The sequence below is a fragment of the Corynebacterium sp. FDAARGOS 1242 genome (assembly GCF_016889985.1).
GTDB lineage: Bacteria > Actinomycetota > Actinomycetes > Mycobacteriales > Mycobacteriaceae > Corynebacterium > Corynebacterium minutissimum_B.
In genome coordinates this window covers 363,191-382,682 of sequence record NZ_CP069568.1, presented here as the reverse complement: position 1 = coordinate 382,682, position 19,492 = coordinate 363,191, and the positions used below count along the sequence as shown (strand labels likewise).

The 19,492-nt window shown below is 62.8% G+C and carries 21 protein-coding genes; 7 read left to right on the top strand and 14 right to left on the bottom strand.

Annotation, left to right across the window (positions count from 1 at the left end):
- The first annotated feature begins 9 nt into the window (after nt 1–9).
- The gene (locus I6J72_RS01850) at nt 10–2,067 is read left to right on the top strand and encodes a TPM domain-containing protein (RefSeq protein WP_204099703.1); all 2,058 of its coding nucleotides are present in this window, start codon (nt 10–12) and stop codon (nt 2,065–2,067) included.
- Between the two features lie 305 nt (nt 2,068–2,372).
- Here I6J72_RS01850 and I6J72_RS01845 read toward each other — a convergent pair whose 3' ends face one another.
- From I6J72_RS01845 to I6J72_RS01835, 3 genes are read right to left on the bottom strand one after another with little or no spacing between them, the layout of a single operon-like run.
- Nucleotides 2,373–2,795 (bottom strand): hypothetical protein, encoded by a 423-nt coding sequence (locus tag I6J72_RS01845; RefSeq protein ID WP_204099702.1) that lies wholly within the window; start codon nt 2,793–2,795, stop codon nt 2,373–2,375.
- The gene (locus I6J72_RS01840; RefSeq protein ID WP_204099701.1) at nt 2,795–3,313 is read right to left on the bottom strand and encodes a hypothetical protein; all 519 of its coding nucleotides are present in this window, start codon (nt 3,311–3,313) and stop codon (nt 2,795–2,797) included. Before I6J72_RS01840 ends, I6J72_RS01845 begins: the two co-directional genes overlap by 1 nt.
- Complete coding sequence (locus I6J72_RS01835) at nt 3,313–4,692, bottom strand: glycine--tRNA ligase (RefSeq protein ID WP_204099700.1); 1,380 nt, start codon at nt 4,690–4,692, stop codon at nt 3,313–3,315. Before I6J72_RS01835 ends, I6J72_RS01840 begins: the two co-directional genes overlap by 1 nt.
- Nucleotides 4,693–4,869: 177 nt before the next feature.
- On the opposite strand from I6J72_RS01835, the gene I6J72_RS01830 reads away from it, so the two are divergent.
- The 4 genes from I6J72_RS01830 (at nt 4,870) to I6J72_RS01815 (ending at nt 6,467) form a co-directional block, all read left to right on the top strand.
- The gene (locus tag I6J72_RS01830; protein ID WP_204099699.1) at nt 4,870–5,169 is read left to right on the top strand and encodes a helix-turn-helix transcriptional regulator; all 300 of its coding nucleotides are present in this window, start codon (nt 4,870–4,872) and stop codon (nt 5,167–5,169) included.
- Between the two features lie 36 nt (nt 5,170–5,205).
- Nucleotides 5,206–5,625 carry a Fur family transcriptional regulator gene (locus I6J72_RS01825; RefSeq protein WP_204099698.1) on the top strand — a complete coding sequence of 140 codons (420 nt, stop codon included), beginning with the start codon at nt 5,206–5,208 and terminating at the stop codon, nt 5,623–5,625.
- Between the two features lie 194 nt (nt 5,626–5,819).
- On the top strand, nt 5,820–6,269 hold the full coding sequence (locus tag I6J72_RS01820) for a hypothetical protein (RefSeq protein ID WP_204099697.1): 450 nt from the start codon (nt 5,820–5,822) through the stop codon (nt 6,267–6,269).
- Nucleotides 6,270–6,272: 3 nt separating this feature from the next.
- Nucleotides 6,273–6,467, top strand: coding sequence for a helix-turn-helix transcriptional regulator (locus I6J72_RS01815; protein WP_070686508.1), 195 nt, complete (start codon nt 6,273–6,275; stop codon nt 6,465–6,467).
- 5 nt (nt 6,468–6,472) lie between these two features.
- Here the strand turns inward: I6J72_RS01815 and I6J72_RS01810 are convergent, their stop codons facing one another.
- The 10 genes from I6J72_RS01810 to hemW all read right to left on the bottom strand — a co-directional run bounded on the left by I6J72_RS01810 (nt 6,473) and on the right by hemW (nt 16,095).
- Nucleotides 6,473–7,225, bottom strand: a complete 753-nt coding sequence (locus I6J72_RS01810; RefSeq protein ID WP_204099696.1) for an isoprenyl transferase — start codon at nt 7,223–7,225, stop codon at nt 6,473–6,475.
- Nucleotides 7,226–7,235: 10 nt separating this feature from the next.
- On the bottom strand, nt 7,236–7,952 hold the full coding sequence (gene recO / locus I6J72_RS01805) for a DNA repair protein RecO (RefSeq protein ID WP_204099695.1): 717 nt from the start codon (nt 7,950–7,952) through the stop codon (nt 7,236–7,238).
- Entirely contained in the window at nt 7,953–8,948 is a 996-nt protein-coding gene (era, locus tag I6J72_RS01800) for a GTPase Era (protein ID WP_370552151.1), read from the bottom strand.
- Nucleotides 8,949–9,517: 569 nt separating this feature from the next.
- Nucleotides 9,518–10,366, bottom strand: a complete 849-nt coding sequence (gene pdxY, locus I6J72_RS01795) for a pyridoxal kinase PdxY (RefSeq protein ID WP_204099694.1) — start codon at nt 10,364–10,366, stop codon at nt 9,518–9,520.
- Between the two features lie 50 nt (nt 10,367–10,416).
- A complete protein-coding gene (gene ybeY, locus I6J72_RS01790; protein ID WP_039676349.1) occupies nt 10,417–10,992 on the bottom strand; it encodes an rRNA maturation RNase YbeY in 576 nt (191 codons plus the stop codon).
- Nucleotides 10,989–11,954, bottom strand: coding sequence for a PhoH family protein (locus tag I6J72_RS01785; protein WP_204099693.1), 966 nt, complete (start codon nt 11,952–11,954; stop codon nt 10,989–10,991). The genes ybeY and I6J72_RS01785 overlap by 4 nt, the downstream gene beginning before the upstream one ends.
- Nucleotides 11,955–11,964: 10 nt before the next feature.
- Nucleotides 11,965–12,705 (bottom strand): 16S rRNA (uracil(1498)-N(3))-methyltransferase, encoded by a 741-nt coding sequence (locus I6J72_RS01780; RefSeq protein ID WP_204099692.1) that lies wholly within the window; start codon nt 12,703–12,705, stop codon nt 11,965–11,967.
- Nucleotides 12,705–13,850, bottom strand: coding sequence for a molecular chaperone DnaJ (dnaJ, locus tag I6J72_RS01775; protein ID WP_070686520.1), 1,146 nt, complete (start codon nt 13,848–13,850; stop codon nt 12,705–12,707). Before dnaJ ends, I6J72_RS01780 begins: the two co-directional genes overlap by 1 nt.
- 54 nt (nt 13,851–13,904) lie before the next feature.
- Nucleotides 13,905–14,939 (bottom strand): heat-inducible transcriptional repressor HrcA, encoded by a 1,035-nt coding sequence (gene hrcA, locus I6J72_RS01770; RefSeq protein WP_204099691.1) that lies wholly within the window; start codon nt 14,937–14,939, stop codon nt 13,905–13,907.
- Between the two features lie 10 nt (nt 14,940–14,949).
- Nucleotides 14,950–16,095, bottom strand: coding sequence for a radical SAM family heme chaperone HemW (gene hemW, locus I6J72_RS01765; protein ID WP_204099690.1), 1,146 nt, complete (start codon nt 16,093–16,095; stop codon nt 14,950–14,952).
- Nucleotides 16,096–16,237: 142 nt separating this feature from the next.
- Here hemW and I6J72_RS01760 point away from each other — a divergent pair, with 142 nt between their 5' ends.
- Nucleotides 16,238–17,611 carry a hemolysin family protein gene (locus tag I6J72_RS01760; RefSeq protein WP_039676355.1) on the top strand — a complete coding sequence of 458 codons (1,374 nt, stop codon included), beginning with the start codon at nt 16,238–16,240 and terminating at the stop codon, nt 17,609–17,611.
- Nucleotides 17,611–18,678 carry a CNNM domain-containing protein gene (locus tag I6J72_RS01755; RefSeq protein WP_204099689.1) on the top strand — a complete coding sequence of 356 codons (1,068 nt, stop codon included), beginning with the start codon at nt 17,611–17,613 and terminating at the stop codon, nt 18,676–18,678. The genes I6J72_RS01760 and I6J72_RS01755 overlap by 1 nt, the downstream gene beginning before the upstream one ends.
- Before the next feature lie 111 nt (nt 18,679–18,789).
- Here the strand turns inward: I6J72_RS01755 and I6J72_RS01750 are convergent, their stop codons facing one another.
- Nucleotides 18,790–19,470, bottom strand: coding sequence for a hypothetical protein (locus tag I6J72_RS01750; RefSeq protein ID WP_070670691.1), 681 nt, complete (start codon nt 19,468–19,470; stop codon nt 18,790–18,792).
- Nucleotides 19,471–19,492: the final 22 nt, after the last annotated feature.

Below are 19,492 nucleotides of genomic sequence, written 5' to 3'. Positions count from 1 at the left end.
GTGGTGCGCATGACTACTGCCGCTCGTATTGGCCGCGCTGCCCTCGCCGCCCTGGTGTTGGGGTGCGCGACGGCTGGGCCTGCTCTGGCCACAGAATTCGTTGTTGCCGCACCTGAGGCCGCCTCGCTCAAGGACAAGGTGACGGATGAGGCTGGGGTCCTCTCGAGCTCGGAGAAGTCCGAGTTGGAGGACAAGATTGTCAAGCTGCAGCAGGAACACCACGTGGTGGTTTTCGTGGTCTTCGCCTCCTCCCTGCCGGAAGGTGCGGAGGCCTATGCGGGTGAGATTGTGAAGGCCAAGGGGCCGAATTCCGCTGCCTATGTGGTGGGCGTGGAGGATTCCACAATGGGCGTGCAGACCGGTAAGGAGTGGCCGCGCGGGCGTCTGGATGCGATGTATGACGCGGCGTACGGCAAGCTTGCGGGCGGCCGCGAGTATGGGGCGTCGGCGCTGGCGCTTGTCGACGCTGCAGCTTCCGGTTCTTCCGGTTCCTCTGGTGCTTCGGGCTCTTCGGGCTCCTCTGGTTCCTCTGATGGCTCCGGTGGCAATGGTGGGCTGTGGCTGGCTGGTGGCGCCGGTGCCTTGGTGGTGGCTGGTGGCGGCATTGCGGCGGCGAGCCGGCGCAAAACCAAGAAGGACTCGGCAGCCGCGTTGGAATCCGCGCGCCAGATTGAGCCGGGGAATACCTCGCAGCTCGACCGCCTAGATCTGGCCACTCTGTCTCAGCTGGCACAAGAGGAGTTAGTCTCTACCGACGAGTCCATCCGCCGTGGCAAAGAAGAGCTCGATATCGCGGTGGCCGAGTTCGGCCCAGAGCGTACCCGCCCGTTCACGCGCGCGATGAACCACTCCACGCTGACCTTGCAGAAGGCCTTCCAGTTGCAGCAGCAGCTCAACGACAACCTGCCGAAATCTGAAGGTGAGCGCCGCCAGATGCTGGTGGAGATTATTTCCTCTTGTGGCCAGGCTGACGATGCCCTCGACGCGCAGGCAACGGACTTCGCCCAGATGCGTGACCTGCTGATTAACGCCGGCTCGAAACTCGATGAACTCACACGCCGTACGGTGGATCTGCGTGGCCGCTTGCCGCAGGCTCGTACCACCTTGTCCACCCTTGGCGGTTCCTATTCCGAGGAGGCATTGTCCTCCATCGCGGATAATCCGGAGATGGCGGAGGTCTCGCTCTCCGAGGCCGAGAAGTTACTCGAGCGCGGCCGTTCGCTGCAGTCCCAACCAGCCGGCCAGCAGGGGCCTCTCGTGGGTATTATCCGCGATGCCGAACATGCCCTTGAGGTTTCCGACCGACTGCTCACTGGTGTGGAGAACGCCGAAAACTCCATCGCTTCTGCCAAGGCCACCCTGCCGGCGCTCATCGATGAAGTCGAGGGCGAAATCGCCGAGGCCCAGCAGCTGGAACAGCAGGGCAAGGCCCAGGGCTCGCCTGCCGATTGGTCCACGCTGGAGGACTTGCTTTCCACGGCGCGGGCCGCCGTGGACCAGGCGCGCAGCAACGGCCAAGCTGACCCGTTGGGCCAGTACACCGCGCTGACGGCTATCGATACCAAGCTCGACGAGCAACTCGACACCGTCCGCGAAACCAATTCCACTCGTGAGCGCCAGATCGCGCTCTACCGCCAACAAATCGCCGCGGCGGAATCCGCCATCCAGGCAGCCGAGGACCTGCTCTCCTCCCGTGGCCGCGTGGTGGGTCCCGATGCGCGTGTGGCTCTTGCCGATGCCACCCGCCTCTACGCTCAAGCCCAGAATTCCGCATCCAAGGACCTGCGTGCGGCGCTCAACTTCTCCCGCGATGCGGCTGCGGCTGCCCAGACCGCGCTGAGGCGCGCCAAGGCGGACCTGGAGGCGTATCGCCGCCAGGAGCAGCGCCGACAAGCCACCGATGCTGCGGGCAATATCCTCACCGGCATGGTGCTGGGCCAAGTCCTCGGCGGCGGTAGCTCTCGCGGCCACGGCGGCGGCTTCGGCGGCGGGTTCTCTGGAGGCGGCTTCGGCGGAGGTGGCTTCTCGGGCGGCGGCGGTGGCGGTTTCCGCGGCGGCTCCTTCTAGCTGCGCCTTGCGATTTCTACTCAGCTCCTTCCAGCCGCCCCGCATTCACCCGGCGGCTCGGACTTGGTATGGGTCCCAGCCCTGCCTCTGGGTCTGGATCTGGGGGTTGGGGGACACAGTGCACGGGCGGCATGCCGCACAAGGCATCTGCTAGAAGGCGTTTTCACAGCTGAAAACGCCTTCTACTGCCTCTACATGGCATTTTCACGCCCAAAGATGCCTTTTGGCGGATGCCCTTTGCCACTTGCCTTCTGCCAAGTGCCTTGAGCCAGGTGCCTTGCGCCAGCGAAGCTGCTAGTGGGGATTTAGGTGCGTAAGGGGCGGGTGGAGCCGTCGAGAAGCAGGCAGCAGTAGCTAGTGAAGGCGGCGTCCGTGAGAGGTAGTGTGCCCACCGCAACCTCGAGGTCGCGGCCCCGCGGGGTGGTGCGGGCAACCTCGGTGGCGGTGCCAGATACAGCGAGGATGCGGCGCTCGCGGCGGAAAGGATTGGTGCGCTCGAGCAGGTACTCGCGGTCCTGACAGACCGCGCGCAGCTTTTTCACCGTGAAGGTAACCTGCTCCGCCGAAAAGTCGGGTCCGCGCACGCTAAAGCTGCGCGCGTCCGGGACGTGCTCGAAGGCGATGGTGGTGCCCGATCCGGGCAGCAGCAGGCCCGTCGGCGTCACGCGGGCAAGGGTCTCGCCTTCCTCATTCACCAGCGCCTCATCGCGCCACACCCAGCGCTGCATTAGATCAGCACCGTAATGATGGCGACGATGGACAACAGCACCAGCGTTGCGATGATGGGAATCGCGGTGCGCTGCGTGCGCGCTTCCAAGATGACGCGCGTAAACCAGCTCAAGCCCGCGACTTCCCAGTCGTCGAGGTCGCCGGAGTCAGAGCTGTTCTCGCCTTCGAACTCGAGGATGGCCTTGCGCACGCCGGAGTTCTTGGAGGAGAACTGGGCTACCTTGACGCCCGAGCTGTCCTCCACAATCCAGTCCCCGCCTGCCTCGTTGATGAAGGCGAAGGTGCGGCCGTCCAGGGAGGCCTCCAGGCGCTTGTCGCGCTTGGGGTTGCCGGCGAGGCGGTAGACGCGGTCGTCGCTAAGCGTGATCGACGCGCCGAGGTCACCAACGTCGAGGCGCCAGTGATCGCCTTCCACGTCAGCCGAGCGTTCCTGGAACATACCCAGCGATTCTGGCCCCTCCTCCACGAGGAGGACGGGGTTCTTGCTATCGCTGCGGTCCCAGCTGGTGTAATGCATTAGCAGCCAACCAGGCGGGCGGCCAGGTACGCCTCAAGCTCGTCGAGCTTGACGCGCTCCTGCTCCATGGAGTCACGCTCACGCACGGTGACCGCGTTGTCCTCGAGGGTGTCGAAGTCATAGGTCACGCAGAAGGGTGTGCCGATTTCGTCCTGGCGGCGGTAGCGGCGGCCAATAGCACCAGAAACATCGAACTCAACGTTCCAGTTCGCGCGCAGCTTGTTGGCCAGCTCGCGAGCCGGGGTGGACAGCTCTTCCTTCTTCGACAGCGGCAGCACGGCCACCTTGACCGGAGCCAGGCGGCGGTCAAGGCGCAGGACCACGCGCTTATCGGTGCCGCCCTTGGCGTTCGGGGCTTCCTCTTCATCGTAAGCATCGATGAGGAAGGCCATCATGGCGCGGCCCAGGCCGGCCGCCGGCTCAATGACGTACGGGGTCCAGCGCTCGCCGGCCTCCTGGTCAAAGTAGGACAGGTCCTCGCCGGAGCCCTTCGCATGCACGGACAGGTCGTAGTCCGTACGGTTGGCCACGCCTTCCAGCTCGCCCCACTTGGAGCCCTTGAAGTTGTAGGCGTATTCGACGTCGACGGTGCGCTTGGAGTAGTGCGAGAGCTTCTCCTGCGGGTGCTCATAGAGGCGCAGGTTCTCTTCCTTGATACCGAGGTCGATGTACCAGTTGAAGCGGTCATCGATCCAGTACTGGTGCCATTCTTCGTCCTCGCCCGGCTTGACGAAGAACTCCATCTCCATCTGCTCGAACTCGCGAGTACGGAAGATGAAGTTACCCGGGGTGATCTCGTTGCGGAAGGACTTACCAATGTTCGCGATGCCAAACGGCGGCTTCATACGCGCCGAGGTCATCACGTTCTTGAAGTTGACGAAGATGCCCTGCGCGGTCTCCGGGCGCAGGTAGTGCAGGCCCTGCTCATCGTCGACCGGGCCCAGGAAGGTCTTGAGCAGGCCAGAGAAGGCCTTCGGCTCCGTCCAGTCACCCGGCTGACCGGTCTCCGGGTCATTGATGTCTGCCAAGCCATTTGCCGGCTCGTGGCCGTGCTTTTCCTCGTAGGCCTCAATGAGGTGGTCAGCGCGGTAGCGCTTACCGGTGTGCTTGGATTCCACCAGCGGGTCAGTGAAGACCTCGACGTGGCCGGAGGAAACCCAGACCTGACGCGGCTGGATGACGGAGGTGTCCACACCCACGACGTCATCGCGAGACTGCACCATGTGGCGCCACCACTGACGCTTGATGTTTTCTTTCAGCTCAACGCCCAGCGGGCCGTAGTCCCACGCAGAGCGGGAACCGCCATAAATTTCACCTGCCTGGTAGACCAAGCCGCGACGCTTACACAGGCTGACAACAGTATCAATGACGGATGCCATGGTTAGTGGGACTCCTCTGGTAGGGGACAGTCTTTTTCAATGCAAACTAGTCTAGCGCGCGCCTACGTGCTCCGCGCCGTCACCCCACAAGTGCGGTGTATTCTATACACATTTTCGCATTCTTCAGCTATAGTATGTATATCTCTACCTCTATAGAAACGATTGAAAGTGAACGGCGTGAGTACCACCCCTGAAGCCCCTCTCTCCTTTGATATCAATGCCGCCGCGACGGTCATCAGCGCTTTAGATTCACCTTTGCGGATCGATATCATTCAGCGTCTAGCTGAGCGCGATCACTACGTGCACGAGCTCGTTGCCGCAACGGGTAAGTCGCAGCCACTTATTAGCCAACACCTGCGCGTTCTCAAGCGCGCGAACATTGTTGATAGCGAACGTTTGGGTCGCGAGGTGCGCTACAGCTTGGCAGCTCCTAAGGTGTTGCCGCTGCTTGCCGACGCTGCCCTGGCCACCACCTAATACCCTTATTGAAAGTGTATTGATAGGCTAAGCAGCATGGCCATCCACGACAGCATCCCGAAGCTCGGCGCGCGCAATACCCGTCAGCGCACCGCTGTGGTCGAGGTCCTTCGGAAGCTCGACAAGTTCGCGTCCGCCAAGGACATTCACCAGGCGCTTATCGACAACAACCAGAAGGTCGGCCTCACCACCGTCTACCGCACGCTGCAATCACTCTCTGAGATCGATGCGGTCGATGCGCTCCATATGCCTTCTGGTGAGACGCTGTACCGCCACTGCGATACCGATGCCCATCACCACCATTTGGTGTGTACCAAGTGCGGCCGCACCGAGGAGATCGACGGTGGCCCCATCGAGCAGTGGGCCTCCTCGGTAGCCAAGGAACACGGTTTTGAGCTCACCGGGCACGATGCCGAGATCTTCGGCACGTGTGCCGAGTGCTCCGCAGCATCCTAAGCACATCTTCTTAACAGAGAACCTTCCACCTCAGCCCGCCCTATCGTTGGGGCGGAGCTGAGGTTTTTGCCCTTTACCTGCGGCAACTCCACTTCCTCCATCAAATAAAGTAAAGCACCCTTTACAGTAAAGTTTGCTTGACATATGATGTGCGTAAAGCACGCTTTACAGCCGTCACTGATAGGAGGAACTTCATGCCCACTTCTCGCTTTGGCCGCCCCAAGTGGGGCGGTACCCAAACCACACTCATCGCCCTATCCCTAGCCGTGGGTCTACTTATTGCCGCGGCCGCCGGAGTTGCCCTTGGAGTCTTCGTACACCGCGACGCGCCGTGGCTCGCCGTTGCGGTATACACCTTGTGTCTCCTGCCCATTGCCTCTGCAGCTAGCTGGGCGTTCATGGTGGATCGTTCCACTATTCGGGGTGCTACCCCAGACCCAGAGAACTCCATCGAGTCTCACTGGTATTCACAGGCTTCCGAAAACACCCTGCATGCCCTGCTCTTTGCTATCGGTGGCCTAGGCATCATCTCGTCCATCTGGGACTTCAGCGTCTCCGGTACTCTGCTCACCATCATTCTGGGCGCCTTCGTTACTGGCACCTTTGGTATTAGCTATCTCGCCCACAAGCAGGCGGCGAGCTAAGCCGTGGATAACCGCCTCAAAGAGATACGCGAACAACGCGGGCTCTCACAACAAGGCCTCGCCACCGAATTGGGAGTCTCGCGCCAAACCATCATCAGCATTGAAAAGGGGCGCTACGATCCTTCGCTTCCCCTCGCCTTTCAGATTGCGCGCCACTTTTCCTGCCGCATCGAGGACATCTTCATCCCAGATGTCTAGGCGGGCTATTTGACACCGCCGAAGCGACGGTCACGCCGCGCGTACTCTTCCACCGCAGCGAACAGGTCTTCCGGCGTGAAGTCCGGGAAGAGCTTGTCCTGATAAATCATCTCTGCGTAGGCCGACTGCCAGAGCAGGAAATTGGAGGTGCGCTTTTCACCCGAGGGGCGCAAGAACAGATCTACGTCCGGCATATCGGGGTCATACATCACCGAGCTCACCGTCTTCTCGTTGATGGAGCGTGGGTCGAGCTCGCCGCGGGAGACCTGCTCGGCGAGGGTACGGATGCCGTCGACAAGCTCGGCGCGCCCTCCGTAATTCACGCACATCACCAGGGTCATCTTGGTGTTGTCCTTGGTGAGCTCCTCGGCGGCCTCGAGCTCCTTAATAACGGAACGCCACAGGCGCGGGCGGCGGCCGGCCCACACCACGCGCACTCCCCTCTCGTTGAGCCAGTGGCGCTGGCGGCGCAGCACGTCGCGGTTAAAGCCCATGAGGAAGCGGACCTCCTCGGCACTGCGGCGCCAGTTCTCCGTGGAGAAAGCATAGGCTGAGAGGTAGGGAATGCCGAGGGCGAGGCAGGCATCGACGACGTCGAGAAGCACTGCTTCTCCCCTACGATGGCCCTCGGTGCGCTTCATTCCGCGCTCCTCTGCCCAGCGGCCATTTCCGTCCATGACCAGCGCGATGTGGCGCGGCAGGAACTCCTGCGGGATAGCGGGCGGGTGGAGCACTCGGTTCGGGTCAGGCGTAATCACGCATTACAGTCTACTGCTCCATGATCCCCAGCGCGCCAACGCTTCGTTCAAGGTGCCATTGCAGGTGGGCGCGGGTCAGGCGATGGGCTTCCTGCGCCTGGGAGTGGGTGGGCTGGCTGGGGTGGCCGTGGGCGATGAGCCACATGTGGTGCAGGGTTTCCGGGTCTACCTCGGCGGCTCCCGGCGGGCGGCATTGGTGGCAAGCAGCTCCGCCCACGGCCGGGTGGAAGGCGTGGTGGGGGCCGGGCCTTTGGCACTGGGCGCAATCGAACAGGCTGGGCGCCCAGCCGGCGTGGGACATGGTTTGGAGGAGGAAGGCGTCGAGAAGCATAAGCGGATCGCCGTGCTGAAGCTTGTCGAGGACATCGACGCAGGCCTCGTAGAGGTAGGGATCCCCGGGGGCGTCGGCGGCGGCGAGGCGCTCAGCGGACTCGAGGGCGGCGCAGGCGGCGGTATAGCGCTCATAGTCCTCGATGATGCGCGCTCCGAAATAGTCCACCGTGTCTGCCTGCGCGATGGTGTAGAGGTTGCGGCCGGGGTAAAGCTGCACGTCAAGGTTGACGAAGAGCTGCAGGCGCGAGCCAAAGCGCGACTTCGCGCGGCGCACCCCCTTCGCCACGCCGCGCACGAGGCCGTGGTGTCGTGTCAGCAACACGATGATTCGGTCCGCCTCCCCGAAATCATAGGTGCGGATGACGAGGGCGCGGTCGCGGAAATTCTCGCGCATCTAGAAGCCCAGGCGGCCCAGCGCCTTCGGGTCCGACTGCCAATTCTTCAGCACCTTAATGCGCAGGTCAAGGTAGACGTTCTGGCCGAGGAGCTGGATGATTTCCTTGCGGGCAGTGCCAACGATGCGGCGGAAGCGGCGGCCGTCCTTGCCTTCAATGATGCGCTTTTGGCCGGGACGCTCGAGGTAGAGCACGGCGTGGACGTTGAGGACGTCGGGGCGCTCCTGGTCAGGAAGCATCTCATCGACTTCCACGGCCACGGAGTGCGGAAGCTCGTGCTTCAGGCCAGCCAGGGCGGCCTCGCGGATGAGCTCAGCGATGCGCTCAGCCTGGTCCTCGTCGGTGACGTGGTCATCCGGGTAAAACTTCGGGCCTTCCGGCAGGTGGTCGACGATAACCTGTGTCAACTCCTCCAGCTGGACGCGCTCGGTAGCGGAGACGGGAATGACGACGGCGTCAGGGTTGTCCTCGCTGAGAAGCGCATGCAGTGCGAGCAGCTGCGCGCCGACTTGGTCTTTGGAGGCTTTGTCCAGCTTGGTCACGATGCCTATGATGGGAGTTTTCGGCGCGACCTTGCGCACGTTCTCCAGAATCCAGCGGTCACCGGGGCCAATCTTTTCATCCGCGGGAATGGTCAAGCCGATGACGTCGACGTCGGCATACGTGTCTTTGACGACCTCGTTGAGGCGCTCACCCAGCAAGGTGCGCGGGCGGTGCAGACCGGGCGTATCGACGACAACAATCTGCGCATCTTCGCGGTGCACGAGTCCGCGGATGGGGTGGCGGGTGGTTTCGGGCTGGTCGGCGGTAATAGCGATCTTCTCGCCCACCAGCGCGTTGGTGAGCGTGGACTTGCCGGTGTTGGGGCGGCCCACGAAGGACACGAAGCCAGAGCGGAAGCCCTCTGGCGTGTTGGTGTACTGCGAATAGTCCGCGGCGGTGGCCTCGCCTTCTTCAGGCAGGTCCGCGAAGGCGGCGTCGAAATCGGTGCTCATATTGTTTTTCATCATAGCTCACGATTTCTGAATTCCCGCTCCCGCTGCGTGCAGGACGGAAGGTCCTTTTCGTTTGGTCCTCCTACTCTGGTCCCTTCTCTGTACAAAGGGACCTTCTGGAGCCGGTCTTCGCTCTGTACATGGTCCCTTGTCAGTGAAAAGGGACCAGACTAAAGGGACCTATTAATCGGTCGCAGGTGGCGGGTGGTTTGGTCGCAGGTGGCGGGCGGTTTGGTCGCCGGTGGTGGGTGGTTTGCTCGCCGGTGGAGGGCGGTTTGGTCGCAGGTGGAGGGCGGTTCGTAAAGGGCATCCGCTAAAAGGCATCTTCCGGGGTGAAAACGCCCTTTAGACAACGCAAAAGGCGTTTTCAGCCGTGAAAACGCCTTTTGGCTAATGCCTTATGCACGATGCCCCGTGGTAGATGCCCTTTGCTCGCGGTACATCTGCCGGTGAAGCCTGCGAAGCCGCTGAGGCCAGATAGAGGCGAGGCAGATGCTAGGTAGATGCCAAGTAGAGGCGAGGCAGATGCCAAGTAGAGGCCGGGTAGAGGGCAGGTAGAGACCAGGAAGCTAGAGTTCTTCGACGTGGAACTGCAGGCGCGGGTTGGCAAAGACGTCCTGGGACTCAATGAGCTGCAGCTCACGGGCGTCGGCCTCGTAGGTGGTGTGCAGCAAATCGTAGACCGAGGAGGCGGTGCGCTTGAGCGCTTCCTTCGCGTCGTGGGCTTCCACGTAGTGGCCAGTAAACAGCGCCGCGGTGACATCGCCCGAGCCATTGCGCTTAAAAGGCAGCTTCGGGGTGGCCACGAGGTAGACGCGCTCACCATCTACGGCGAGCATCTCAATCTCGTCCTCGTCGGTTTCGGGGCGCTGCACCGAGGTGACCAGCACGGTCTTCGGTCCGATGTCCTGGGCCTTCTTCACCGCGGCGAGGGTTTCCTCGAGGGTGTTGACGGAAGAGTCGGTAAGGTAGCCCAGCTCAAACTGGTTCGGGGTGATGATATCTGCGACCGGTACGACCTTGTCGCGCAGCAGCGGCGGGATGTCATCAGAGACGAAGCAGCCGGATTTGGCATTACCCATGACCGGGTCGCAGGCATAGAGGGCCTTCGGGTTCACAGCCTTGATGCGGTTGACGGCATCCACGATGGCACCGGCGATATCCGGTCCGCCCTGGTAGCCAGAGAGGATTGCGTCGATGCGCGGGAAGGCGCCACGCTTCTCAATGCCGTCCACGATGGCGGTGACATCACTGGCCGGAATCATCGGTCCGCCCCAGTCACCGTAGCCGGTGTGGTTGGAAAAGTTCACCGTGTGAATAGGCCACACTTCGTGGCCAGCACGCTGAAGCGGGAAGACGGCGGCGGAGTTGCCAACGTGACCGTAGGCAACATGGGACTGGATGGAGAGGATGTTCATAACCCTCCATTGTGCTACGCCCCTGAAAGCACCTCAACGTTGGGCCGGGTTTAGATTCCGCCGCCGGGAACTTCCTTGTCCAGCTCGGCGCGCTCGGCAGCATCCGGGAAGGCCTTCGGCCCAGAGGGCTTGGGCTGGTAAGAAACACCACGGGAATCGAGGTCCTCGTACCAGTCCGCCAGCAGCTCGTTCTGCAGGCCGAACATTTCCTTCTCCTCCGCGGCGGTCGTGTGGTCATAGCCCAGCAGGTGCAGGCAGCCGTGGACGGTGAGCAGAGCCAATTCGTGGCCTAGGGAGTGACCAGCGGCGTTGGCCTGGCGCTGGGCGAACTCGGGACAGAGCACGATATCGCCCAACATGGCGGGGCCTGCCTCAGGCGCGTCAGGCCGCCCGCCGGTTGCGCCCGGGGTGAGCTCGTCCATGGGGAAGCTCATGACATCGGTGGGGCCTTCGAGGTCCATCCAGCGCACGTGCAGGTCCGCGATGGTCTGCAGGTCCACAGCCGTAATAGTGCATTCAGCATCCGGGTTCACGTCAAGGCGGCCGAGGGCATAGGAGCAGACGTCGATGAGCATCTCCTCGTTGACACCGTCAAAGCCGGACTCATTGATGAATTCAATGCTCATTTCTTCTCCTCCTGCTCAGCAAAGTTATCGTAAGCGTCCACGATACGGCCCACCAGCTGGTGGCGCACCACATCGGCAGAGCCCAGCTCCGCAAAGTGAATATCCGGCACGCCCTTCAAAATGCGACGCACCAGACGCAGGCCGGAGACCTGGCCGCCAGGCAGGTCCACCTGGGAGATATCGCCGGTCACCACGATGGTGGAACCAAAGCCCAGACGGGTCAAGAACATCTTCATCTGCGCAGGTGTGGTGTTCTGGGCCTCGTCGAGGATGACGAAAGCGTCATTCAGCGTGCGGCCACGCATATAGGCCAAGGGAGCGACCTCGATGATGCCGGCTTCCATGAGCTTCGGAATCATCTCGGGGTCAATCATGTCCCGCAGGGCGTCGTATAGCGGGCGCAGGTAGGGGTCAATCTTGTCGTTGAGAGTGCCGGGCAAAAAGCCCAGCTTCTCCCCTGCCTCCACCGCGGGACGGGTCAGGATAATGCGGCTGACCTGCTTGGCACGCAGGGCTTGCACCGCCTTGGCCACCGCCAAGTAGGTCTTACCGGTACCGGCCGGGCCGATACCAAAGACGATGGTGTTCTCATCAATGGCCTGCACGTAGCGCGATTGCCCCAACGTCTTTGGCCGCACCGACTTGCCGCGGCGGGAGACAATGTCCGCCGCAAGGGCCTCAGAGACAGATTCGGGAGCATCAACTGCGACGAGGTCGAGTGTGTGCTTGACCGTGTCGGTGCTGACCGGGTGGCCACGACGCGCGATGGCCTCGAGCTCTTCCAAAACCTTGCGCGCGCGGGCCACGTCATAGTCGGGACCGGAGGCAGTCACCGTAGTGCCGCGGGCAAAAAGGTCCACGCCGACGAGGTTGCCCAGAACGCGCAGATTATCGTCCGCCGGCCCCAGCACGGTGGCCAGGTAGGCGGAGTCGAGATCAAACTTGGTGGTGATAATAGGCACGCCCAAAAGGCTACCAGCGCGAGGTCAACGTGCCGATGCTAGCCAGCGCCACCATGCTTGCCGACGCCGTCCTCAAAACCTCCGGCCCCAATTTAATCGCCGTCGCACCGGCCGCTGTGAGCTGGGCGAGTTCCTCCTCGCCGATTCCTCCCTCAGGCCCCACGAGCAGGTAGATGGTCTCGGTGGTGTCAAGGTCATTCAGGTCTTTGAGGCGTAGCGTGGCGTCCTCGTGGAGGACCAAGGCGCGTGCACCGGAAATCTCCTGGCACAGCTGACGGGTGGTCACGGGCCCGCGCACGGCCGGGATGCGAGTTCGGCGCGATTGCTTCGCCGCCGCCACGGCCGCCGATTCCCACTTGCTCAGAGCCTTCGGTGCCTTCTTCGCATCCCATTTGGACACGCAGCGATCGGCCTGCCACGCGATGATCTCATCCGCGCCGGCCTGCGTAGCCAAGTCGACGGCGAGCTCGGCGCGCTCCGACTTGGGGATCGCCTGGACCACGATGACGCGTGGGGAGGGTTCGGGGGAGGTCGCGATGTCGTCGACAAGCGCGGCGAGGGTGTCCTTGCCCTGCACGTCAGTGATGGTGGCGGTGATGCGGAGCCCGGACCCATCGATCAGGACCAGGTGCTCGCCTGGTCCCATGCGCTTGACGGTGACCGCGTGGCGGCCTTCCGCGCCGTCGAGGCCCACGGGCTGGCCGACGTCAGCGAGGGAGAGGTCCGGATGCAGGAAGACAGGCAAAGACATTAGCGGCGGAACTTATCGCGGAAGCGGCTAAAGAGGGACTCGCCCTGATTGTCCCCGGCGTGGTGGACCTCGGTGCCGCTGTGGCCAGCGGCGCGGACCTTCTCGAGGGCCTCGCGGGTCTTCTTGTCCAGGTCAGTCGGGATAACAACGTCCACGTGGGCGTGGAGGTTGCCAAAACCATCCGTACGCAGGCGCGGCATGCCCTTGCCCTGAAGAGTGATGGACTCGCCCGGCTGGGTACCCGGCGCGATGTCGAGGGTGAGCTCTTCGCCGTCGAGTTGCTCGACGGTGCAGGATGCACCGAGGGCGGCATCCACCATAGGAACGCGGACGGTCAGGTGCAGGTCATCGGCATTGCGTTCAAAGACTGGGTGCGGTTCGGTGTGGACCTCCACGTAGAGATCGCCAGCAGGGCCGCCTCCGTGGCCGACCTCGCCCTGGGACGCCATGCGGATCCGCATGCCATCGCCGATACCCGCCGGGATAGTCACGGTGATATCGCGGCGCTTGCGCACGCGGCCATCGCCGCCGCAGTGGCCACAGGGATCGGTGACGACCTCACCGAAGCCGTAGCACTTCGGGCAATCGCGGGTAGTCATCATGTTGCCCAGCATGCTGCGCTGGACTTCCTGGACCTGGCCCATGCCGCCACAGTGATCACAGGTAACTGGCTTCGCCTTGGACTCGGAACCGGTTCCCTCGCAGCGGTCACAGAGCACGGCGGTATCGACCTTGACCTGCTGCTTGACGCCACTGTAGGCCTCTTCGAGGGTAATAGTGGTGCGCAGCAGGGCATCATCACCGGGCTGGACGCGGGAACGCGGGCCGCGGGAGGCGGCCCCGCCGCCAAAGAACTCGGCAAAGAGGTCGCCCAAACCGCCGCCGCCAAAGCCGCCGAAACCACCGCCGCCCTGTGCGGCGCGGTCCTCCATGGGGTCTCCGCCCATGTCGACTACCTGGCGCTTCTGCGGATCCAGAAGAACCTCCTGGGCAAGGGAGGCCTCACGGAACTTCTCCGCGGCCTCATCATCGCCCGGGTTCACGTCTGGGTGGTACTTGCGCGCCAGCTTGCGATAGGCCTTCTTAATCTCGGCGTCGGACGCCGACTTATCTACACCAAGAATGCCGTAGTAGTCACGAGCCACGTACTGTCATCCTTCTATATCTCGTTGATGCTAAATCTATTCCGACGGGCCAGCTTACTCGCCCGCCAAAATTTCACTCACATAGCGTGCAACGGCAGAGACCTTGGAGATTGTTCCCGAATAATCCATATACGTTGGCCCCACCACGCCGAGCCCGCCAAGTGCTGCAGCCTCCGAGCCAGTGCCGAAGCCATAACGCGTGGCCACCACTGAGGTTTGGCGCAGCTCATCGGCTTCGTTTTCCTCACCGATGGACACCGAGACATCGCCTAGGTCTGGCACACGCGCCAGCAATTTCAGCACGACGACCTGCTCCTCGAGGGCCTCGATGATGGAGGGCAAGCCGTCCGGGAGCACGACGCGCGTGAGGTTCGACGTGCCGGCCAAAATGAGGCGGTCGGAGGGCTGCTCGACGAGGGTTTCGATGAGCGTCGTTGCGGCTTTGAGGACGTGGGGGCGGATGTCGGCCGGGGAATCGTCGACAAGCGCGGCGAGCTCCACCGAGGCTTCCGTGAGCGTCTTTCCCTCCAGGGTGGTGTTGAGCATGTCGCGCAGGCGGTGGGTCTGCTCGGGGTCGATCACATCATCGAGCTCCACATTGCGCTGATCGACGCGCCCATTATCCGTAATAAGCACCAACAGCAGTCGCACTGGTGAGAGTGCCACAACCTCGCAGTGTTTGACGCGGGAAACCTTAAGGTTTGGCAGTTGCACCACGGCTGCCTGCTTGGTGACCTGCGCCAACAACTGAACCGAGCGGCGTAACACGTCCTCCAAGTCCACCCCGCCTTCGAGGAAGGTGAGCATGGCGCGGCGCTCGGCCTTGGAGAGCGGCTTGACATCGTGGAGCGTATCGACGAACTGGCGGTAGCCCTTCTGCGTGGGCACGCGACCGGAGCTGGCGTGCTCTTGGGCGATGAGGCCCTCGGCTTCGAGCACGGCCATGTCATTGCGAATCGTCGCCGAGGACACGCCCAGCTGGTAGCGCTCGAGCAGGGCCTTGGAGCCGACGGGCGATTGCGAGGCGATATAGTCCGCGACGATGGCGCGCAGGACCTCTTGGCGGCGGGCATCGGTGGAGCTAGACATGTCTTTAAGGCTATCCGTTCTGGCGGGCGGTGTCTTCAGCGACAAGGAGGTCGGTGATGATGCCATCTGCGAGCAGGCGGCCCGCCTTGGTCACGCGAAGGTGGTCGCCAGCGCGCTCGAGCAGGCCACGGTCAATAAACCGCGCGGCAACCGGCTCGGCGGCCGGCGCAAGCCAGGCGGCCGGGATGCCCTCGCGCAAGCGCAGCCCCAGCATGATGCGCTCGGTGTGGCGGTCAGCCTCCGTAAGCTGCTCACGCTCCTTGACGGGCAACTGCCCCGCCTCAATCGCCTTGATGTAGGTCCGCGGATTCTTCACGTTGAAGAAGCGCTCGTCGCCTAAGTGCGAATGCGCGCCCGGGCCCGCGCCCCACCAATTGCCGTCGACCCAGTAGATGCGGTTGTGCTGGCACTCCCCACCTGGCTTGGCCCAGTTGGAGACCTCGTACCACTCGAACCCCTCGGCTTCAAGGGCGGAAGAAATCATCTCGTAGCGCCGAGCCAGCACATCCTCATCCGGTGCGGGCAGCAGTCCCTTGGACACCTTGCGGGCCATGCGCGTGCCGTCTTCCACGATGAGCGAATACGCACTGATGTGGTCCACCCCGGTGTCGAGAGCGCGCTCGAGAGTCAAGGCAACATCGGCGTCCTCTTCTGTCGGCGTGCCATAAATCATGTCCAGGTTGACGTGCTCAAAGCCTGCAGCGATTGCTTCGCGCGCGGCATCGAAGGCACGACCCGGAGTGTGGGCCCGCTCCAGTACCGCAAGCACGCCCGGCGAAGCGGACTGCATGCCGAGCGAGAGGCGGGTAAAGCCGGCGTCGAGAAGCCCGGCGAAATACTCCGGCGACGTGGACTCCGGGTTGGATTCCGTGGTGACCTCCGCACCCGGGGCAAGGCCAAAGGTATCGCGCACCCGATTCAACACTCGGCCCAGGCCCTCGGCGCCCAGCAGGCTCGGCGTGCCGCCACCAATAAAAACGGTCTCCGCTTCGCGGCCCACCTGAGCCGCCGCCATCTCCAGCTCTTTCTCTAAAGCTGAGAGATAATCACTGGTCAGATCCCCTCCCAGCTCACCCGGGGTATAGGTGTTGAAGTCGCAGTAGCCACAGCGCGAGGCACAAAAGGGCACGTGAATGTAAAGACCAAAGGGATCCATGGGGAACAAAATAACCGACTGAACCGTTGAAGCGGTAGTCTATAGTGCAGATTTGATTCCCCGATATTTGAAGAAAGGCCCCCTTTTCGTGGAACCTCCGAGTCGATGTCCCCGCTGCCAACCCAAGGCGGTGGGGTAAGCCGTGTTATCTGCCATCTTGATGATTGTGGCGGGTTTCGCCGTCATCGCTCTCATTATCGTGGCCAACGCGTACTTCGTGGCGCAGGAATTCGCCTTCATGTCGGTGGACCGCACGCAGCTGCGCCAGCGCGCTGCAACCGGGGATAAATCGGCTGAGCGCGCACTCAAAATTACGCAGAAGACCTCCTTCATGCTCTCCGGCGCACAGCTGGGCATCACGATTACGGGCCTGCTCATTGGTTATGTGGCCGAGCCCCTCGTGGGCGAAGGCCTGGGCCAGCTGCTCGGCGGCGTGGGCGTGCCGGTCGGCGTGTCCGTCGCCGTGGGTACGGTCACCGCGCTGGCGGTGTCGACGGTTCTCACGATGCTCTTCGCCGAGCTCTTCCCCAAGAACTACACCATCGCCGCCCCCATGAAGTCAGCACTGTGGCTGTCCGCTTCCACCATGTGGTACCTGCGGATCTTCGGCTGGCTGGTCCACTTCTTCGAGTACTCCTCCAACGCGCTGCTCAAGGTCTTTGGCATCGAGCCGGTGGAGGACGTCGATTCTTCCGCCACGACCGATGACTTGGAGTCCATCGTGGATGCCTCCCACGAGGCGGGTGACTTGGATGAGGACACCTACCTGGTCCTCGACCGCCTCCTCGACTTTCCCGAGCATGACGTCGGGCATGCCATGATTCCGCGCTCACGCGTGGATGTCATCGAGCCGGACACCACCATTGGTGAGGTCCGCGAGATGATGTCGGAAAACCACACGCGCTACCCCATCATCGATGATGAGCACAATCCCATCGGTGTGGTGCACCTCTACGATGTGCTGGGCACTGAGCTGCCTCCGGCCACCCCGGCTCGAGAAATCATGAAGGAACCCGTGGTGGTGCCGGAGCTCATGCCGCTTCCCGACGTTGTCACAGAGCTTCGCGACGCCGACGAGAAACTCGCCTGCGTCATCGACGAATACGGTGGCTTCGTCGGGATTGTGACCATGGAGGACCTAGCCGAGGAAATCCTTGGCGATGTCACTGACGAGCACGACCTCGAAGAGACCGAAGAAATCACCGAGCAGGACGAGACGCACTGGATCGTCGACGGTGACACTCCTATCGACGAAGTCGAGCGCGCCATCGGCCACGACCTGCCCGAGGGCGATTTCGAAACCGTCGCAGGCCTGCTCATCGCGCATTCCGGCATGCTGCCGGAAGAAGGCGAAGAACTCTCCATCGAGCTGGAGGCTGAGCCTGAAGACTGGGTCGACGGCGACGAGGCTCCCACGCGCACACTCAACGTGCGCGTCGAGGAAATCGACCGCCACGTGCCCTCCGTCCTGGCGCTCGAGCTGGTCGAGGAATTTCCGGAAGGAGAAGATGACTAATGACTGATACCTGGTGGTTTAACCTCATCGTCACCCTGCTCATCATCGCTGCTTCCGCGTTCTTCGTGGTCATCGAGTTCTCCCTCATGGGCGCTCGCCGCAACCGCTTGGAGGAAACCGCGGAGTCCTCGGCGGCCTCGCGCGCGGGTCTGCGCTCGCTCAACGAGCTGACCATCATGTTGGCCGGCGCCCAGCTGGGCATTACCGCCGCAACCTTCGTCCTGGGTGCCGTGACCAAGCCCTGGGTCCATCACCTGCTGATGGGCCCACTGGAGGCCCTTGGCCTGCCGCTGGGCGTTGCGGACGTCGTCTCCTTCCTCCTTGCGCTGCTCGTCGTGACCTTCCTGCACTTGGTCATCGGTGAGATGGCGCCAAAGTCCTGGGCCATTGCCCACCCGGAGACTGCCCTACAGCTCATCGCAGTGCCCGCCCGCGGCTTCATTTGGCTCTTCCGCCCGCTGCTGATCTGGATCAACAAGATGGCGAACAAGCTGGTCCGCATGACTGGTGAAGAACCGGTGGACCGCGCCGGTGCAGCCGGCTACGACGCGGAAACCCTCCGCCACCTGGTGGAGCACTCGCGCCTGGCGGGCACGCTTGACGACGACTCCGCCAACCAAATCACCGGCGTCATCGAGCTGGAAGCCGCCACCGCGGCACAGTTGGCCCGCGAGCACGGCTCGGAAATCTTGCCGTTGTCCGCGGATGCCACTGTGGCCGAACTCCATGACCTCGTAGTGCGCAAGTCCATCATGCGCGTGCTGGTCTACCCACGTGCCTCGCGTATCCCCCGCATCGTCCACGTGCGCGATACCTTGCTCGCGGATCCGGATACCCCGGTGCTGGACTTCTCCCGCCCTGCCCTGGCTGTGGGTTCGTCTTCCACCGTGCAGAAAACCCTGGACCAGATGCGTGCCCGCAACGAGCAGCTTGTTGTCGTGGGCAAGCCCACCAAGGACAAGACCGTGTGGATCCTCACCTGGGATGACATCATGGGCCAGCTGTGGCCACAGATTACGGAGCAGCTGGACCAGGCTGTGCCGACGTCGAAGAACCCGGGCGCCTAGCGCGCGTCCCGGGCCCCTGAATAGCGAAAAGCGCCGCCGAGAGAGGGAATCTCGGCGGCGCTCTTCTTTTGTCCTTGTGTGTTGGCAACAAGGAAGTCTGTGGTGCGGCGACTACGCGGTCGTGGCGGCCTTCTTCTGGCGCTTGGCGCGAACGCGGGCAACAACGGCGTCGATACGCGCTCGCTCCTCCAAGAAGGGCGGCGGGTTATGGCCGCGCATGGTACGCACGAAGGCGGGGTGAGCTTCGACGACGGTATGGCGCCAAGCCTGCACGGCAATAAGGGAGGATTCGCCTGCGCGCTTGTACAGATTCGGCAAGGAGACCACGTCGAGATTGCGAGCTACGGCGTCGGTTTGCGCCAGCACGTACTCAACGAGCTCGCGCAGGTAAGCAGCGACCGCAGCGGTACGGCCGCGCAGGGTTTCCGCCAGTTCCGAGACGACGACGGGTGGGCCCGAAATCGGTAGGCCTTCGGCGAGCGCGCGGGCGGTTAGCTGCTTCGGCTCCTCGACGTCATAGTCGCCGGACGGGGCAGCCGAAATGGTTCCGGATTTCAGGCCGGAGACCAGCGCGTGGCGCAGGCCGATGAGCTCCCCGACGCAGCGCCCGGAATCCACGCGGGCATCTTCGACGATGTCCCCCAGTTCGGCCAAACAGTCGAGGGAGAGTTCATCATCCCAATCCTCGATGGCCTCGATGAGGTGCTCGATATAATCGACGACTTCATCGCCGATGTTGTAGATTTCTTGGGTCAGCTCACGGTGGCGCAGCTCGGCTGCGATCTTGTGCATAGGCTGCCCTTTCCGCGAGAAC

What these genes read in the sequence shown, in the direction of transcription:
- I6J72_RS01850 (WP_204099703.1), top strand. Translation starts at nt 10, where the DNA reads ATGACTACTGCCGCTCGTATTGGCCGCGCTGCCCTCGCCGCCCTGGTG.
- I6J72_RS01845 (WP_204099702.1), bottom strand. Translation starts at nt 2,795, where the DNA reads ATGCAGCGCTGGGTGTGGCGCGATGAGGCGCTGGTGAATGAGGAAGGC.
- I6J72_RS01840 (WP_204099701.1), bottom strand. Translation starts at nt 3,313, where the DNA reads ATGCATTACACCAGCTGGGACCGCAGCGATAGCAAGAACCCCGTCCTC.
- I6J72_RS01835 (WP_204099700.1), bottom strand. Translation starts at nt 4,692, where the DNA reads ATGGCATCCGTCATTGATACTGTTGTCAGCCTGTGTAAGCGTCGCGGC.
- I6J72_RS01825 (WP_204099698.1), top strand. Translation starts at nt 5,206, where the DNA reads ATGGCCATCCACGACAGCATCCCGAAGCTCGGCGCGCGCAATACCCGT.
- I6J72_RS01820 (WP_204099697.1), top strand. Translation starts at nt 5,820, where the DNA reads ATGCCCACTTCTCGCTTTGGCCGCCCCAAGTGGGGCGGTACCCAAACC.
- recO (WP_204099695.1), bottom strand. Translation starts at nt 7,952, where the DNA reads ATGCGCGAGAATTTCCGCGACCGCGCCCTCGTCATCCGCACCTATGAT.
- era (WP_370552151.1), bottom strand. Translation starts at nt 8,948, where the DNA reads ATGAGCACCGATTTCGACGCCGCCTTCGCGGACCTGCCTGAAGAAGGC.
- pdxY (WP_204099694.1), bottom strand. Translation starts at nt 10,366, where the DNA reads ATGAACATCCTCTCCATCCAGTCCCATGTTGCCTACGGTCACGTTGGC.
- ybeY (WP_039676349.1), bottom strand. Translation starts at nt 10,992, where the DNA reads ATGAGCATTGAATTCATCAATGAGTCCGGCTTTGACGGTGTCAACGAG.
- I6J72_RS01780 (WP_204099692.1), bottom strand. Translation starts at nt 12,705, where the DNA reads ATGTCTTTGCCTGTCTTCCTGCATCCGGACCTCTCCCTCGCTGACGTC.
- hrcA (WP_204099691.1), bottom strand. Translation starts at nt 14,939, where the DNA reads ATGTCTAGCTCCACCGATGCCCGCCGCCAAGAGGTCCTGCGCGCCATC.
- hemW (WP_204099690.1), bottom strand. Translation starts at nt 16,095, where the DNA reads ATGGATCCCTTTGGTCTTTACATTCACGTGCCCTTTTGTGCCTCGCGC.
- I6J72_RS01755 (WP_204099689.1), top strand. Translation starts at nt 17,611, where the DNA reads ATGACTGATACCTGGTGGTTTAACCTCATCGTCACCCTGCTCATCATC.
- I6J72_RS01750 (WP_070670691.1), bottom strand. Translation starts at nt 19,470, where the DNA reads ATGCACAAGATCGCAGCCGAGCTGCGCCACCGTGAGCTGACCCAAGAA.